We start from the raw sequence: 14934 nt of genomic DNA, 5'->3' as shown, positions 1-14934 counted from the left end.
ACCGACTCCTCCCCGGGGCCGGACGCCCCCGCACGAACCGGCGGCCGGCCCGTATCACCCGTCACGACCGAAAGGACACCTCCCATGGCCAACACCGAGACCGCGCTCAAGGAATGCCTCGGCTCCATCGACGGCGCGACGGCCGCCGCACTCGTCGACTACACCAGCGGCATGGCCCTCGGCACGCTGGGCGGCGGCAAGGACTTCAACCTGGAGATCGCCGCCGCCGGCAACACCGACGTCGTACGGTCCAAGCTGCGCACCATGGAACACCTGGGCCTCAACGAGGAGATCGAGGACATCCTCATCACCCTCAGCAGCCAGTACCACCTGATCCGCCTGCTCAAGGGGCGCGGCGGGAACGGCCTGTTCCTGTACCTGGTGCTCGACGCGGGCCGGGCCAACCTCGCCATGGCGCGGCACCAGTTGCGCCGCATCGAGTCCGAACTGGAGGTCTGACCCGCCCCCCGGCCCGATCACCGCCGCCGGGTCCTCCCGCGCCGTCCCGTGCGCGGAAGGACCCGGCGGCGGTCCCGCCGGTCCACCGCCCCCGCCGGTGTGTGTCCCGCACCCGTCAGGGGGTACTCGGGGGCGACGCCCGGCCGGGGTGGCCGTCCGGCCCACGACCGGCGTGGGTCTCACCGTCGGTGACGCCTCCGGGACGGACCGCCGCGGCACGGCGTCGACGTCGTCGTACGGACGTCGCAGGACGCGTCGCGGCCGCCGGCGGGAGGAGCGTCGAAGTGACCGGCTGGACCTGGGAGCACGAGGGGTACGACCCCGCCGACGCGCGCCTGCGCGAGTCGCTGTGCACCCTGGGCAACGGATACTTCGCCACCCGGGGCGCGCTGCCGGAGTGCTCAGCGGACGACGTGCACTACCCGGGGACGTACGCGGCCGGCTGCTACAACCGGCTCACCTCCGAGGTGGCCGGACGGCAGGTCGAGAACGAGGACATGGTCAACCTGCCGAACTGGCTGCCGCTGCGCTTCCGCCTGCCGGACGGGCCCTGGCTCATCCCCGACACCGCGACCGTCCTCGACCACGGCGAGACCCTCCACCTGTCCTCCGGGCTGCTGGAACGCCGGACGCGCTACGACCTCGGCGGGGGACGGGCACTCCTCGTCCGCCAGCACCGATTCGTGCACATGGCCGACCCCCATCTGGCGGGCCTGCGCACCGAGTTCACCGCCCAGGGCTTCTCCGGCGCCCTCGAGACCGAGGCGGCGCTCGACGGCGGCGTCACCAACGCCGGCGTGCCGCGCTACCGGGAGCTGGACGGCCGCCACCTCACCCATGTGCTCACCGGCACGGCCACCGCGGACACGGTCTGGCTGCGCTGCCGCACCCGTACCTCGGACGTCCGGATCGCCCTCGCCTCCCGGCTGACCTCGCCCGCGCCCGTCACCAACCGCCACGACCGCCCGCGCGCCCTGCAGACGACCCGCCTCGACCTGGCCGCCGGCCGCCCCGTCACCGTCGACAAGGTCGTCGCCCTGCACACCTCCCGCGACCCCGCGATCAGCGACCCGCTGCACGCCGCCGTCGACCGGGTGGGCCGGGCGGGCGGCTTCGACGCGCTGCTGGAGCCGCATCTGACCGCCTGGGACCAGCTGTGGCGGCGTGCCGAACTGGACGTGCCCGGCGAGGCGGGCCGCATCCTGCGCCTGCACCTCTTCCACGTCCTGCAGACCCTCTCGCCGCACACCGCGGACCTGGACGTGGGCGTCCCCGCCCGCGGACTGCACGGCGAGTCCTACCGGGGGCACGTCTTCTGGGACGAGCTGTTCGTCCTGCCGTACCTCAACCTGCACTTCCCCGAGGTCTCCCGCGCCCTGCTGCACTACCGTCACCGGCGCCTGGAACGCGCCCGCGCCGCCGCCCGGGACGCGGGCCGCAGGGGCGCGATGTACCCCTGGCAGAGCGGCAGCGACGGCCGGGAGGAGACCCAGAAGCTGCACCTCAATCCCCGCTCCGGCCGCTGGCTGCCCGACCACTCCCATCTGCAGCACCACGTCGGTTCGGCGATCGCGTACAACGTGTGGCAGTACTGCGAGGCCAGCGGCGACGAGGAGTTCCTGCACACCAAGGGCGCCGAGATGCTGCTGCAGATCTCCCGCTTCTGGGCCGACTCGGCCACCTACGACGAGCAGCTGGGCCGGTACCGCATCAAGGGCGTGGTCGGCCCCGACGAGTACCACGACGCCTACCCGGACGCCGCCGAACCGGGCCTCGACGACAACGCCTACACCAACGTCACCGCCGCCTGGGTGCTCAGCCGCACCGTGGACGTGCTGCGCGGGCTGCCCGAGCCCCGCCGCCGGGAACTCGCCGAGCGGACCGGACTGGACGCCGGTGAACTCGACGCGTGGGACCACATCTCCCGCACCCTGCACGTCCCGTTCCACGACGGGGTCATCAGCCAGTTCGAGGGGTACGGCGAACTCGCCGAACTCGACTGGCGCGGCTACCGGCACCGGTACGGCGAGATCCGCCGCCTGGACCGGATCCTGGAGGCCGAGGGCGACACCGTCAACCGCTACCAGGCCTCCAAGCAGGCCGACGTCCTGATGCTCGGCTACCTCTTCTCACCGGCCGAACTCCAGGGCCTCTTCCACCGGCTGGGCCTGGACCTGGACGAGCGGACCTGGCGGCGCACGGTGGACCACTACCTGCACCGCACCAGCCACGGATCCACCCTCAGCGGCCTGGTGCACGGCCGGGTCCTGGCCCGGGCCCGGCGGGCGGACGCCTGGAAGTTCTGCCAGGAGGCCCTCCAGGCCGACATCGCCGACATCCAGGGCGGCACCACCGGTGAGGGCATCCACCTCGGCGCCATGGCCGGCACCCTCGATCTGGTCCAGCGCGGACTGACCGGCCTGGAGACCCGCGGCGGAGCCCTCTGGCTCGACCCGGTGCCCCTGCCGGAACTGTCCTCCTACGGTTTCACCCTGCGCTACCACGGCCACTGGGGTGTGCGGCTGCGGCTGGAGCGCGGCCTGCTGGAGGTCACCGTCCCCTCGTCCGGCCGGTCCCCGATCGAGGTGCATCTGCCGGACCGGAGCGTCCGCCTCCAGCCCGGCGAGACGGACCGGCTGGTCCTGCCGGACTGACGGTCCGCCGCCGGGAGGCGGGGTGAGGACCGGTCACTTGTGGAAGGTGATGTACCCGTTGCCGTCCGGGTCGGAGCCGCTCCTGGTGTACGCGTGCACGTCCGCGCGGGCACCGGAGGGCTTGTACAGGTAGATCGTGTCCTTGTCGTTGTTCCACAGGAAGTTGCAGTTGTCGCGGTAGACGACGTTGTACCGGTCGGAGTCGGTGCCGTTGCCGCCGCGCAGCTTCACGTGGTCGCCGGGCTGGAGGTAGTGGTTGGCGGTGAAGACGAAGCGGTTGCCGGCGGCGTCCTTGACCACGTAGCCCCGGAGGTTGACCGTCGTGGACGACGAGTAGTTCTTGACCGTCAGGTACTCCTCGTCGGTGTTGCCGGTGGTGCACCGGTTGGAGTCGGACCCGGGAGCGTCGTACTGGACGCCGCGCACCTTCAGCGCGGAGCTGTACTCGGTGGCCTGGGCCGGGGCGGCCGTCAGGGCGGCCAGCGCGCCGGCGACGGCGGTGGTGGCGACGGCGGCGGTGCGTATGCGCATGATCTCGTTCCCCCCTGCATGACCCTTCCGTGAAGGGCATGTGATGTTTCGGTGAAGGGTGGGATCATATACATAAAAAGCGTCCGTCCGGCCCCTGTTCGGGCCGGACGGACGCTTCCAGGTGCGACCGCTCGAGGGTCAGCGGCTCACGCGCCGCTCTCCCGCAGCATGTCCTCGCGCTCGACGATCTTCACGCGCTCACGGCCCTGCGGCTCGCCCAGCGCCTTCTCGGCGGCGTCGAGGCGGTACCAGCCGTCCCAGGTGGTGAAGCGGATCCCGCGCTCGGCGAGGAACGCGTCCACCGCCTCCGGGGCCGGCGACCCGGGTGTGAGCAGCCGTCCCTCGGCGTAGTCCGCCAGCAGGTTGGCCACCGTCTCGTTGGCGTCGCCCTTGGTGTGACCGATCAGGCCGACGGGACCGCGCCGGATCCAGCCGGTGACGTACGTGGACGGCAGGTGCTCGCCGGTCTCCTGGATGACGCGCCCGCCCTCGTCCGGGACCGTGCCCGAGTCGATGTCCCAGGGCAGCTTGGGGAGCTTGTCGGAGAGGTAGCCCACCGCGCGGTAGACCGCGCTGACGTCCCACTCCTTGAACTCGCCGGTCCCCTTGACGTTGCCGGTGCCGTCGAGTGCGGTGCGCTCGGTGCGCAGGCCGACGACCTTGCCGTCCTCGCCGAGGATCTCCACCGGGGACTCGAAGAAGTGCAGGAACAGCTTGTGCGGGCGGTCGCCGGTGTCGCGGATCGCCCAGTTCTCCAGGGTCTTGGCGACCATGTCGGCCTGCTTGTTGCCGCGCCGGGTGGCGATCGAGCCCTCGTCGTAGTCGATGTCCTCGGGGTCGACGACGACCTCGATGTTGGGGGAGTGGTCCAGTTCCCGCAGTTCCATCGGGCTGAACTTCGCCTGCGCCGGGCCGCGGCGGCCGAACACGTGGACTTCCACGGCCTTGTTGGCCTTCAGGCCCTCGTACACGTTCGGCGGGATCTCCGTCGGCAGCAGCTCGTCCGCCGTCTTGGCGAGGACGCGCGCGATGTCGAGGGCGACGTTGCCGACGCCGAGCACGGCGACCTTCTCCGCGTCGAGCGGCCAGGTGCGCGGCACGTCCGGGTGACCGTCGTACCAGGAGACGAAGTCCGCGGCACCGTAGGAGCCGTCGAGGTCGATGCCCGGGACGGACAGCGCGCGGTCGGCGGTGGCGCCGGTGGCGAAGATCACGCCGTCGTAGAACGTCCGCAGATCGTCGAGGTGGAGGTCGGTGCCGTAGTCCACGTTGCCGAACAGGCGGATCTGCGGCTTGTCCAGCACCTGGTGGAGGGCGGTGATGATGCCCTTGATCCGCGGGTGGTCGGGGGCGACGCCGTAGCGGATGAGTCCGAACGGCGCCGGCATGCGCTCGAAGATGTCGATGGACACGCCGGGTTCGGCGGCCACGTCGGACTTGAGCAGGGCGTCGGCGGCGTAGATCCCGGCGGGGCCGGATCCGACGATGGCTACCCGCAGGGGGCGGGGCATGGTCAGGTTCCCTTCGAGCGATGACAGGACGACTCAGTGGGAAGCCTAAACTGAGGCATGCCTTACCTGGTACGCGGGTCCGGTCTATGGGCTCATAAGCCTCTCTTATGAGATCTCCCAGTCGCCCTTATGCGGGGTGCCCGGTCCTCAGCCGATCGGCTGTTCCGCCCAGATCACCTTCCCGGCGGGCAGATAGCGGGTGCCCCACCGCTCGGCGAGCTGGGCGACCAGGAACAGCCCCCGGCCGCCCTCGTCCGTCATGGCCGCGTACCGCAGGTGCGGCGAGGTGCTGCTGCTGTCGTAGACCTCGCAGATCAGGTTGCGGTCGCGCAGCACCCGCACCCGGATCGGGGCGCCGCCGTAGCGCAGCGCGTTGGTGACCAGCTCACTGAGGATCAGCTCCGTGCTGAACGCCAGCTCGTCCAGGCCCCACTCGGCGAGCTTCCGGTTGACCGCGGCCCGCACCTCGCCCACGGCCGCCGGGTCGGCCGGTACCTGCCACTCGGCGACCCGGTCGGCGCCGAGCGCCCGCGTCCGCGCCACGATCAGGGCGATGTCGTCCCCGGCCCGGACCGGCCGCCGGGACTCCAGGACGACCCTGCACGTGTCCTCCGGGGAGTCACCGGCCCGGGACAGGGCCTCGCGCAGTTCCTCCAGGCCCACGTCGATGTCGTGCCGCCGGTCCTCGACCAGCCCGTCCGTGTAGAGGACCAGCCGGCTGCCCTCCGGCAGCTCCAGCTCGGCCGACTCGAACGGCAGCCCGCCGAGCCCCAGCGGAGGCCCCGCGGGCACGTCCCAGAACTCCACGCCGCGGTCCGGGCGGACCAGGGCCGGCGGGGGATGCCCGGCGCGGGCCACGGTGCACCGCCGCGAGACCGGGTCGTAGACGGCGTACAGACAGGTCGCCCCGGTCACCGGGGCACTGTGCTCGTCCTGCGCCTCGTCCTGGTCGATACGGGCCACCAGCTCGTCGAGCAGGGCGAGCAGCTCCTCGGGCGGGAGGTCCAGGGCGGAGAAGTTGTGCACCGCCGTGCGCAGCCGCCCCATCGTGGCCGCGGCGTGCAGACCGTGTCCGACGACGTCGCCGACCACGAGCGCGACCCGGCCGCCGGACAGCGGCAGCACGTCGAACCAGTCGCCGCCCACCCCGGCCTGCGCGGGGAGGTAGCGGTAGGCGATCTCCAGGGCGCTCTGCTCGGGCAGTGTGCGCGGCAGCAGACTGCGCTGCAGCGTCACCGCCATGCTGTGCTCGCGGGTGTAGCGGCGGGCGTTGTCGATGGAGACCGCGGCCCGGGCGACCAGCTCCTCCGCCAGGGCCAGCTCGTCGGTGTCGAACGGATCCGGCTTGCGCGACCGCCAGAAGCTGACCACGCCCAGCACCAGGGCGCCGGCCCGCAGCGGAACCGTGATCAGCGAGTGGATGCCGTACTCCACGATCTGCCCGGAGCGCTCCAGGTCCTGGGCCTGCCAGCCCGGGGCCTCGCCGAGCCGCGGCTCCAGGACCGGCCGGCCGGTGGCGAGGCTGACGGCCTGCGGGGAGGTCGGGACCCAGCGGATCTTCTCCTCCTTGGGGTAGAGCGGGGCGTCCTCGGCGATGCCCGTCATGGCCGTGCGGCGCAGCGCCCCGGACGGGTCCGGGTGACCGCCGGCCAGTACCGACTCGAACAGGTCCACCGTGACGAAATCGGCGAACCGGGGCACCGCCAGCTCGGCGAGCTCCTCGGCGGTGCGGGTGACGTCCAGGCTCGTCCCGATGCCCACGCCCGCGTCGTAGAGCATGTTGAGCCGCTCGCGTGAGGCCTCGGCCCGGCCCGACAGGGCGCGCAGTTCGGTGGAGTCGCGTACCGTGGCGACGCTTCCGGGCGGGCCGCCCGCGCGGTCGGTGGGCCGCTGGTTGACCGCCAGCAGCCGGTCGCCCACCAGGTGCACCTCGTCCGTGGCGACCCGGCCCGAGGACAGCAGGTCGGCGGTGCCGGGATCGAGGCCGATGTCCCGCACGTGCCGGCCCTCGGCGTCCTCGGGCAGGCCGTACAGCCGGTGCGCCTCGTCGTTGGCGAGCATCAGGGTGCCGTCCCCGTCGACGATGATCACTCCTTCGCGCACCGCGTGCAGCACCGCGTCGTGGTGTTCGTACATCCGGGTCATCTCGTGCGGGCCCAGGCCGTGGGTCTGGCGCAGCAGCCGTCTGCTGACCAGGGCGGCGCCTGCGGTGGCCAGGGCGAGCGCGGCGAGCGCGGCTCCCAGGACGAGCGGCATCTGGTCCTCCGCCGCCCCTCCGACGTGCTCGGTCGTGATGCCCGCCGACACCAGGCCCACCACCCTGCCGTCGGGATCCTCCACCGGCACCACCGCCTGCACCAGCTGCCCGATGGTGCCCTCGATCTCCTCCACCACCGGCTCGCCGGCCAGTGCGGGCGCGATGGTCCCGACGAACTGCCGGCCGATGCGGTCCGGCTTGGGGTGCGTGTAGCGGATGCCGTCGGTGTTCATGACGACGACGAAGTCGACGTGTGCCTGCTTGCGCACCGCCTCGGCGCGGGGCTGGAGCACGGCGGTGGGATCCGGGGCCTCGAGCGCCTCGGTCACGCCCGGCGCGTTGGCGAAGGTCTCCGCGACGGCGAGCGAGCGGTTGCGGGCCTCCTGCGTGCTGTCCCGGCGCACCTGGAGCACCAGCGCCACCACGGCGGCCACGACCAGCAGCAGCACGATCATCAGGTGCAGCACGAACACCTGTCCGGCGACGCTGCGCCCGCTCAGCACCGACCGCAGTGCCGTGGCCGGATGCCACCGTGAGCGATCGCTTCCCTCCCGTCGGCGCCGTACGGACGCGGCGGCGCCGGGCCGCAGGGGCGACCGGGTCTGGGATCGACCCATGAGTCGGACCATGTGCCATGTCTACACTGCCGCGCCACGCGAGGCGAGGGGCGGCCCCCACCCGTCCGGCGGATCACCCCGCCACGTGACGGTCTGCGGGTCGCGCGCGGTCGTCCCCCCTTCGACCGCGCGCGACCCTCCCCCCAGCGCGCGACTCGTCCCCCGAAGGTCGCGCGCGGTCCGTGACCGGGCCCCGGGCGGGGCCCGGCGGCCGCTTCAGTCGGCCAGTGCCCGGGCCAGTTCGGTGGTGGCGCGGGCGATCTCGGTGTCCTCCTCCGCCAGCAGCCGGTCCAGGTCCTCGCGTCGGGCGCGCACCGCCTGCCGGGCCTTGCGCTCCCACACCACCGGGTTCTCGCGGTGGTTGAGCAGCTTGGGGTAGGCGGCGGCGGTGCTCTCCCACTGCCGGGCGTCGGCGATGGCCTTGAGCAACTGGATGATCCCGGCCCGGCAGGTGACGTGCGGCAGCTGGGCCAGCTCCCAGAGGAAGGGGACCGTGGCGGCGGTCGCCTGTTCCGTGACGAAGCCGTACTGGCAGATCCGCTTGCGCAGGTCCTCCAGGGCGGCCCGGGCGGTGTCGGCGTCCCCCCAGGCGATGCCGTTGAGCAGGAGGGGGACGGCGGCCGCCGATCCGGTGGAGTCCTGCATGTCGGCCCAGGGCACACGGGACAGGGCCGCGAGGGGCGTGGCACGGGCCACTTTGGTGGGGGACGGGTGGCGCACTGGGCGCTCGCTGCTCGGTCGTTCCGTAGAAGCGCTGCGCATGGCGTGGAGGCCTTTCCGCGGCAAGTCGTGTCAGATGGGCGGGCGGGTGGACAACCGGGCCCACACCGTCTTGCCCGCCGGGGGAGTGGGGGTCCAGCCCCACGCCTCGGACAGGGCGTCGACGATGCACAGCCCCCGGCCGTGCTCCTCCAGGTCGGAGCCGGCACCGGGTGCGAGCACGGGCGCGTGGTCGTCGGGGTCGGAGACGGTGAGCAGCAGGTGCGCCGGCTCCAGGCGGAACCCGAGCCGGACGTCCGGCGCACCGGCGCACCGCGGTGCCGCGTGGGTCACGGCGTTGGCGGCGAGCTCGGTCATCACGAGGGCGGCGTCGTCGCAGTGGTGGCCGAGCGACCAGCCGTCCAGGGTGGCCCGGGTGAAGGACCGCGCCCGGGCGAGGCCCTCCGGGCCCCGCGCGATGCGCAGCGCCGCCGAGGCGGACCCGTCGCGGGCCGTCTCCGGTATCGCGTGCGGTTCCCCGTGCGGCGCCGTCGGGAGCGGGTTGTACGGGAAGACCGGCGCCGTGCCGGGGACACCCGCCCACACCATGGCCGCGGCCGGTGACCGGAGCACGGGATACGCAGGTGATGACACGGCATCTCCTCGATGCGACGTCAGGACGGGGCGCCCACACGGGGGTTGACGCCGCAGCTATTATCCACGCTGAGAACGGTCGCGTGCAATTGCACGAGAAATTGCGCGAGATTTTTTCCCCGTGCGTGGCGGGACACGTGGACAGCGAGGAGACAGCGGTGCCAGGAGTGCGGAACGGAGTGCGGGCCAGCGAGCTGGACGCCCGCTGGATCAAGAGCCGGCACAGCAACGCCGAGGGCAACTGCGTCGAGGTGGCCCCGCTGACCGGGGGAGGGATAGCGGTGCGCAACTCCCGTGACCCCGACGGCCCCGCCCTCATCTACACGCCCGCGGAGCTGGCGGCCTTCCTGGCCGGCGCGAAGGACGGCGAGTTCGACCACCTCGTCTGAGTCCGCCCCGTCCGGCCTGCGCCGGCACCCGGGGGCGATGCCCGGTGAAGCGGAACCCAATGCCTCACTTCTTGTGGGCTTCCGCGCGCCGCTGCGGTGAGGCAGAGTCAGGTGCGATAGTGTAAATCGCCCTTGTGCCGGTCTGCTGGGAGTCAGGATGTCCGCCGCGTCGCATCGCCTCTCCCGTCTGGAACCCTATCTGGACAGGCCCGAGCCGGCTCCGACCCTGCTGAAGATGCTGGTCGGTGTCCAGCTGGCGGGATTCCGCGAGGACGCCGGACTGTCCCAGGACCAGGCGGCGCGCTCCGTCGGTTTCAGCGGGGCGAAGCTCTCCCGCATCGAGTCCGGCAAGGGCCGTCGCCCGCCCACCGAGGGCGACGTCCGGGCCCTGCTGACGCTGTACGGCACCGACGAGTACGAGGCCTCGGTGCTGCTCAAGCTGCTGCGGCGGGCCGGTGAGCCTGGCTGGTGGCAGCGGTACGACAAGCGGCTGATGCCCGAGTGGTTCGACCGCCTGGTCGGACTCCAGGAGGCCGCCGCCACGATCCGTACGTTCGAGATCCAGTACGTCCCCGGCCTGCTGCAGACCGCCGCCTACACGCGCGCCGTGGTCGAGCGGGGCCTGCCCCACGCCCCGGCGGGCGAGGTGGAGCGCCGGGTGGAACTGCGCATGCACCGCGCCGAACTGCTGATGCGCCAGGACGCGCCGCAGCTGTGGGCCGTCCTCGACGAGTCGGTCCTGCTGCGCGTCCTCGGCAGCGCCGCGGTGATGCGGGAACAGCTGGAGCACCTGGTCACGATGGCCGAGCGGCCCAATGTGACGGTGCAGATCGTGCCGCTGGACGTGACCAACGCCTCGGCGCCCGCCATCCCGGTGACCTACCTGCGCTTCGGCGGACTCGACCTGCCCGACATCGTCTACCTGGAACACATCAGGAGCGCCAACTTCCTGGAGGACCGCGACGAGACCGAGGAGTACCGGATCGCACTGGACCGCCTCTCCGACGAGGCGCTCCGCCCCCGGGACTCCGTGGAGCTGCTGCGCAGGACGATCAAGGAGCGCTACTCCGCCTGACAACGGCGGCCGGACGAACCGACGCCCCCCGGCGGGACCCTTGCGTGGTCCGGCCGGGGGGCGTCGCGTTGCCCGGGGTTCACACCGGGAGCCGGCCCACGCCCCCGAACTCGATCCACTCCTGGGTGAGCTGACGCGGTGTCACCTCGGTGTCCGGACGCCAGGTGGACACCTCGACCAGCCCCGGCTCCAGGATCTCGAGATCCTCGAAGTACGACTCCACGTCCTTCTCCTCGCGCACCCGGCCCCAGTGCCCCTGGGTCGCCTGGTCCATGAAGTTCGTGACGAACTCACGGACCTCCGGGTCGGGGCTGACCAGTTGGCACATCACCATGAAGCTGCCCGGCGCCAGCCGTTCGCGCACCCTGCGGGCCAGGGCGAGGGGGCCGTCGGTGTCGCTGTCCGGGATGCAGTGGAACACCGAGTTGAACAGCACGCAGACCGGCTCCGAGAAGTCGATCAGTCGCTGGGTCTCGGCGTGGCCGAATATCCCGTCGGTGTCGCGCATGTCGGCCTGGATGACCACGGTGCGCTGGTCCTGCTCCAGCAGGGCCCGGCCGTGCACCAGCACCATCGGGTCGTTGTCGACGTACACCACGTGGGTGGTGGGGTCGATGCGCTGGGCGACCTGGTGGACGTTGTCCTGGGTGGGCAGGCCGGAACCGTGGTCGAGGTACTGCCGGATCCCGTACTCCTGGGTGAGGGTGCGCACCACCCGCTGGAGGAAACGCCGGTTGTTCAGGGCCAGGGGCCGGGTGCTGGGCACCACCTTGTCGAGTTCCTCGACCGCGGCCCGGTCCGCCGCGTAGTTGTCCTTGCCGCCCAGGTAGTAGTCGTACATACGCGCGGCCGTCGGCACGGTTGCGTCGATCTCGGTGGACAACTGCTTACCGGTGTGCATCGTTCCCCCTGCGGCGTGCCACGCCAACTGGACTGGGTGGACAGGGAATACATCCTAGGGAGCACTTCGCGGCCGGTGCCAGCCCGTCGGCGAATGAGGCGTCGAAGGACCGCCGCGGCGCCCGCACCGGCCACTCAGGGTGCCCGCTCGCACCCGCATGGTGACGGACGGCGTCCCGGGGAGGGGTTCGCCGGGCGTCGCCGTTTCCCGAGGGGGTCCGGACCGGTGGACCCGCGGCCCCGGGGGAGGCGGGTCCCGCCGCTCCCTGCGGCGGAGCCCGTGCCCCGCTATCGTCGGTTTCGTCCCCATGGGACATCCGTCGCCGGTTGGAGCAGGCCGGCCCATCCGCGCCCCCGGGAGGCCCGTATGGACGACTACTACGACCTCGGCACCTACAGCCGGCCCGTCACGACCTCTTCCGCCACGGCCCAACTCTGGTTCGACCGCGGGCTGATGTGGACCTACGCGTTCAACCACGAGGAGGCGGTGGCCTGTTTCGAGCGCGCGGCCGGGGCCGACCCCGACTGCGCCATGGCCCAGTGGGGCATCGCCTACGCCCTCGGCCCCAACTACAACAAACCGTGGGAGGCGTTCGACGGCGGCGAACTCGCCCGCGCCGTCGAACGCGCCCACCGCGCGGTGGAGCGGGCGCACGAGAAGGCGGCGCACGCCACCCCCGTCGAGCGGGCCCTCATCGAAGCCCTGCGCGCCCGCTACCCCCGGGCGCGGGCCGCGCGGGACTGCTCGGTGTGGAACGAGCCGTACGCGGACCGGATGCTCGCCGTGTACGAGGACGCCCCCGGCGACCCGGACGTGGCCGCCCTGTGCGCCGACGCGCTGATGAACCTCACTCCCTGGCAGCTCTGGGACCTCGGGACGGGCCGCCCGGCCGACGGCGCCCGCACCCTGGAGGCCAAGGCGGTCCTCGACGGCGCGCTCGCCACCGGGGCCGGCGCCCGGCACCCCGGCATCCTCCACCTGTACATCCACCTGATGGAGATGTCCCCCACCCCGGAAGCGGCCCTCGTGGTCGCCGACCGGCTGCGCGGAGCCGTGCCCGACGCCGGGCACCTGCACCACATGCCCTCGCACCTGGAGGTGCTGTGCGGCGACTACCGGCGCGTCGTGTCGGACAACTCCCGCGCCGTCGCCGCCGACGAGAAGTACCTCCGGCGCGCGGGCGCGATGAACTTCTACACCCTCTACCGCGCCCACAACCACCACTTCAGGATCTACGGCGCCATGTTCGCCGGCCAGTCGCAGACCGCCCTGGACGCCGCCGCACAGCTCGAGGCCGCCGTCCCCGAGGAACTGCTGCGGGTGCAGAGCCCGCCCATGGCCGACTGGCTCGAGGGGTTCCTGGCGATGCGCGTCCACGTCCTGATCCGCTTCGGCCGCTGGGACGACATCCTGGCGCTGCCGTTCCCCGCGGACCCCGGACTGCACTGCGTCACCACCGCCATGCTCCACTACGCCCGTGGCGTCGCCCTGTCCGCGACCGGCGCCACCGACGCGGCCGAGGCCGAACGGGAGCACTTCCGCGCCGCCGTGGACCGCGTCCCCGGCACCCGGACGCTGTTCAACAACACCTGCCGGGACATCCTCGGCATCGCGGCCGCCATGCTGGACGGCGAACTCGCCTACCGCAAGGGCGACTACGACACCGCCTTCGCCGCGCTGGAGCGGTCCGTCGAGCTGGACGACAACCTCCCCTACGACGAGCCGTGGGGCTGGATGCAGCCCACCCGGCACGCCTACGGGGCCCTGCTGCTGGAGCAGGGCCGCGTCGCCGAGGCCGAGGCGGTGTACCGCGCCGACCTGGGTCTCGACGACACGCTGCCGCGTCCCCTGCAGCACCCGGGGAACGTCTGGGCGCTGCACGGGCTCCACGAGTGCCTGCTGCGCAACGGCAAGCCGGGGGAGGCGGCGATCGTGGCCCGGCAGCTCCGGTCGGCGGCCGCGCTGGCCGACGTACCGATCGAGGCGTCCTGCTTCTGCCGGCTGGGCCCCCGGCCGTCCAGTGCCTCCGGCGACGGCTGCCCCTGCCCCTGAGCGGGCGGCCCGTTCAGGACGGGCGCGGCTCGGTCCAGTCGGGATCGGCCCAGCGCCCGCCGTCCGCCGGGCCGGGGAGGTCGGGACGGTAGCCGGGATCCCGCTCGCGCCGGACGCGCACGCTCGTGTGCAGCAGCGCGTCGTCCGGCACGGGCCGCCGGCGGCGGCCGGCCAGCACCCACAGCGGCCCGTTGGCGTGCACCCGGGCGCAGGCGGACTCCTCGCTCACCTCGCAGGTCTCCTCGTACGCGTCCGGCCGGAACACCAGGTCCCGCCGCACGCCGTCGGTGACCCACTTGAGCGCGACGGTGGACAGCAACGGCTCGCCCTCGTCGTGCCCGAACGTCCCGCCGACGTCCGAGTGCACCCCCGCGAACCACACCTCCTCGGCCGTGTCGCGCAGCCCCTCGGGCCGGCGCGTCACCGGGAACTCCCGGTAGGGGCGGCGCTTCTCGTCCAGGGCGACGGCGTGCCGGATCCGGGCCGCGTTGGGCAACTGGTGGGTGTACGGCCAGCGCAGGGTGCCCAGACGCAGGACACCGGCCGCCTTCACGGTGTCCCACACCCCGAGGTAGGCGACCGGCAGGGCGTAACGCGACACCTGCCGCGGGGCGTTGAGCTTGACCTGCTCCCACAGGGGCTCCCGCTCGGTGCACCGGCAGAAGGCGTGCGAGAAGCGTGCCACCTGCCGGTGGCTCTCGTCGATGTCGTGGTTGAAGGCGTACTTGGACACCGCGTACGGGACGAGGTTCTCCGAGCCGGGACGCATGAGCCCCGGCTTGTTCAGCATCCCGACGAGCGCGCGGGCCGTGTACGCGCCCCGGCTGAAACCGAAGACGTACACCAGGTCGCCCGGCTCCCAGTGCCGCATCAGGTAGGTGTAGGCCTCGGCGAGGTTGGTCCTCAGCCCCGTGCCGAACGCCAGGCCCGCCGTCCGGGAGAGCCACCGGCCGGCCGGGCCGTGCGCGGTCGCCGACGACATGGTGCCGACCCCCGGGTCGTAGTAGAGCAGTTGCCGGGCGGGATCGTCGGCCGCCAGCATCTGGTACAGCCTGACCACGTTGGTGGGGTGGCGGGCGCCCACCTGGTTGCCCGAACCGTCGAGGCAGAGCACGATCCTGCGCGGCATGGCGTC

Annotated in this window: 12 protein-coding genes; 5 read left to right on the top strand and 7 right to left on the bottom strand. The window is 72.5% G+C overall.

Annotation, left to right across the window (positions count from 1 at the left end):
- Positions 1–84 precede the first annotated feature (84 nt).
- Positions 85–459 carry a roadblock/LC7 domain-containing protein gene (locus FHX78_RS01290; RefSeq protein WP_145865606.1) on the top strand — a complete coding sequence of 125 codons (375 nt, stop codon included), beginning with the start codon at positions 85–87 and terminating at the stop codon, positions 457–459.
- 284 nt (positions 460–743) lie between these two features.
- On the top strand, positions 744–3113 hold the full coding sequence (locus FHX78_RS01285; RefSeq protein ID WP_145865605.1) for a glycoside hydrolase family 65 protein: 2370 nt from the start codon (positions 744–746) through the stop codon (positions 3111–3113).
- A 33-nt stretch (positions 3114–3146) separates the two neighbouring features.
- On the opposite strand, the gene FHX78_RS01280 is transcribed toward FHX78_RS01285, so the two are convergent.
- The 5 genes from FHX78_RS01280 to FHX78_RS01260 form a co-directional block, all read right to left on the bottom strand.
- Positions 3147–3644, bottom strand: coding sequence for a lamin tail domain-containing protein (locus FHX78_RS01280; RefSeq protein ID WP_145865604.1), 498 nt, complete (start codon positions 3642–3644; stop codon positions 3147–3149).
- Between the two features lie 146 nt (positions 3645–3790).
- Positions 3791–5155 (bottom strand): FAD-dependent oxidoreductase, encoded by a 1365-nt coding sequence (locus FHX78_RS01275; RefSeq protein WP_145865603.1) that lies wholly within the window; start codon positions 5153–5155, stop codon positions 3791–3793.
- 147 nt (positions 5156–5302) lie between these two features.
- Entirely contained in the window at positions 5303–8029 is a 2727-nt protein-coding gene (locus FHX78_RS01270; RefSeq protein WP_145865602.1) for a SpoIIE family protein phosphatase, read from the bottom strand.
- Positions 8030–8245: 216 nt separating this feature from the next.
- Complete coding sequence (locus tag FHX78_RS01265) at positions 8246–8791, bottom strand: hypothetical protein (RefSeq protein WP_189908674.1); 546 nt, start codon at positions 8789–8791, stop codon at positions 8246–8248.
- Positions 8792–8821: 30 nt separating this feature from the next.
- Positions 8822–9406: an ATP-binding protein gene (locus tag FHX78_RS01260; protein WP_229924070.1), complete on the bottom strand. Its 585-nt coding sequence runs from the start codon at positions 9404–9406 to the stop codon at positions 8822–8824.
- 134 nt (positions 9407–9540) lie between these two features.
- On the opposite strand from FHX78_RS01260, the gene FHX78_RS01255 reads away from it, so the two are divergent.
- Both FHX78_RS01255 and FHX78_RS01250 read left to right on the top strand, forming a co-directional pair.
- Positions 9541–9771: a DUF397 domain-containing protein gene (locus FHX78_RS01255; RefSeq protein WP_145865600.1), complete on the top strand. Its 231-nt coding sequence runs from the start codon at positions 9541–9543 to the stop codon at positions 9769–9771.
- A 157-nt stretch (positions 9772–9928) separates the two neighbouring features.
- Complete coding sequence (locus FHX78_RS01250; RefSeq protein ID WP_145865599.1) at positions 9929–10846, top strand: helix-turn-helix domain-containing protein; 918 nt, start codon at positions 9929–9931, stop codon at positions 10844–10846.
- Positions 10847–10925: 79 nt separating this feature from the next.
- Here the strand turns inward: FHX78_RS01250 and FHX78_RS01245 are convergent, their stop codons facing one another.
- Complete coding sequence (locus FHX78_RS01245; protein WP_145865598.1) at positions 10926–11747, bottom strand: SAM-dependent methyltransferase; 822 nt, start codon at positions 11745–11747, stop codon at positions 10926–10928.
- A gap of 366 nt (positions 11748–12113) precedes the next feature.
- On the opposite strand from FHX78_RS01245, the gene FHX78_RS01240 reads away from it, so the two are divergent.
- Positions 12114–13799, top strand: coding sequence for a tetratricopeptide repeat protein (locus tag FHX78_RS01240; RefSeq protein ID WP_145865597.1), 1686 nt, complete (start codon positions 12114–12116; stop codon positions 13797–13799).
- Positions 13800–13812: 13 nt separating this feature from the next.
- On the opposite strand, the gene FHX78_RS01235 is transcribed toward FHX78_RS01240, so the two are convergent.
- Positions 13813–14928 carry a DUF2235 domain-containing protein gene (locus tag FHX78_RS01235; RefSeq protein WP_145865596.1) on the bottom strand — a complete coding sequence of 372 codons (1116 nt, stop codon included), beginning with the start codon at positions 14926–14928 and terminating at the stop codon, positions 13813–13815.
- Positions 14929–14934 lie beyond the last annotated feature (6 nt).

It is taken from the genome of Streptomyces capillispiralis (assembly GCF_007829875.1).
GTDB classification, from domain to species: domain Bacteria; phylum Actinomycetota; class Actinomycetes; order Streptomycetales; family Streptomycetaceae; genus Streptomyces; species Streptomyces capillispiralis.
The sequence above is the reverse complement of the archived record's forward strand: the minus strand, read 5'-3'. Positions and strand labels throughout refer to the sequence as shown.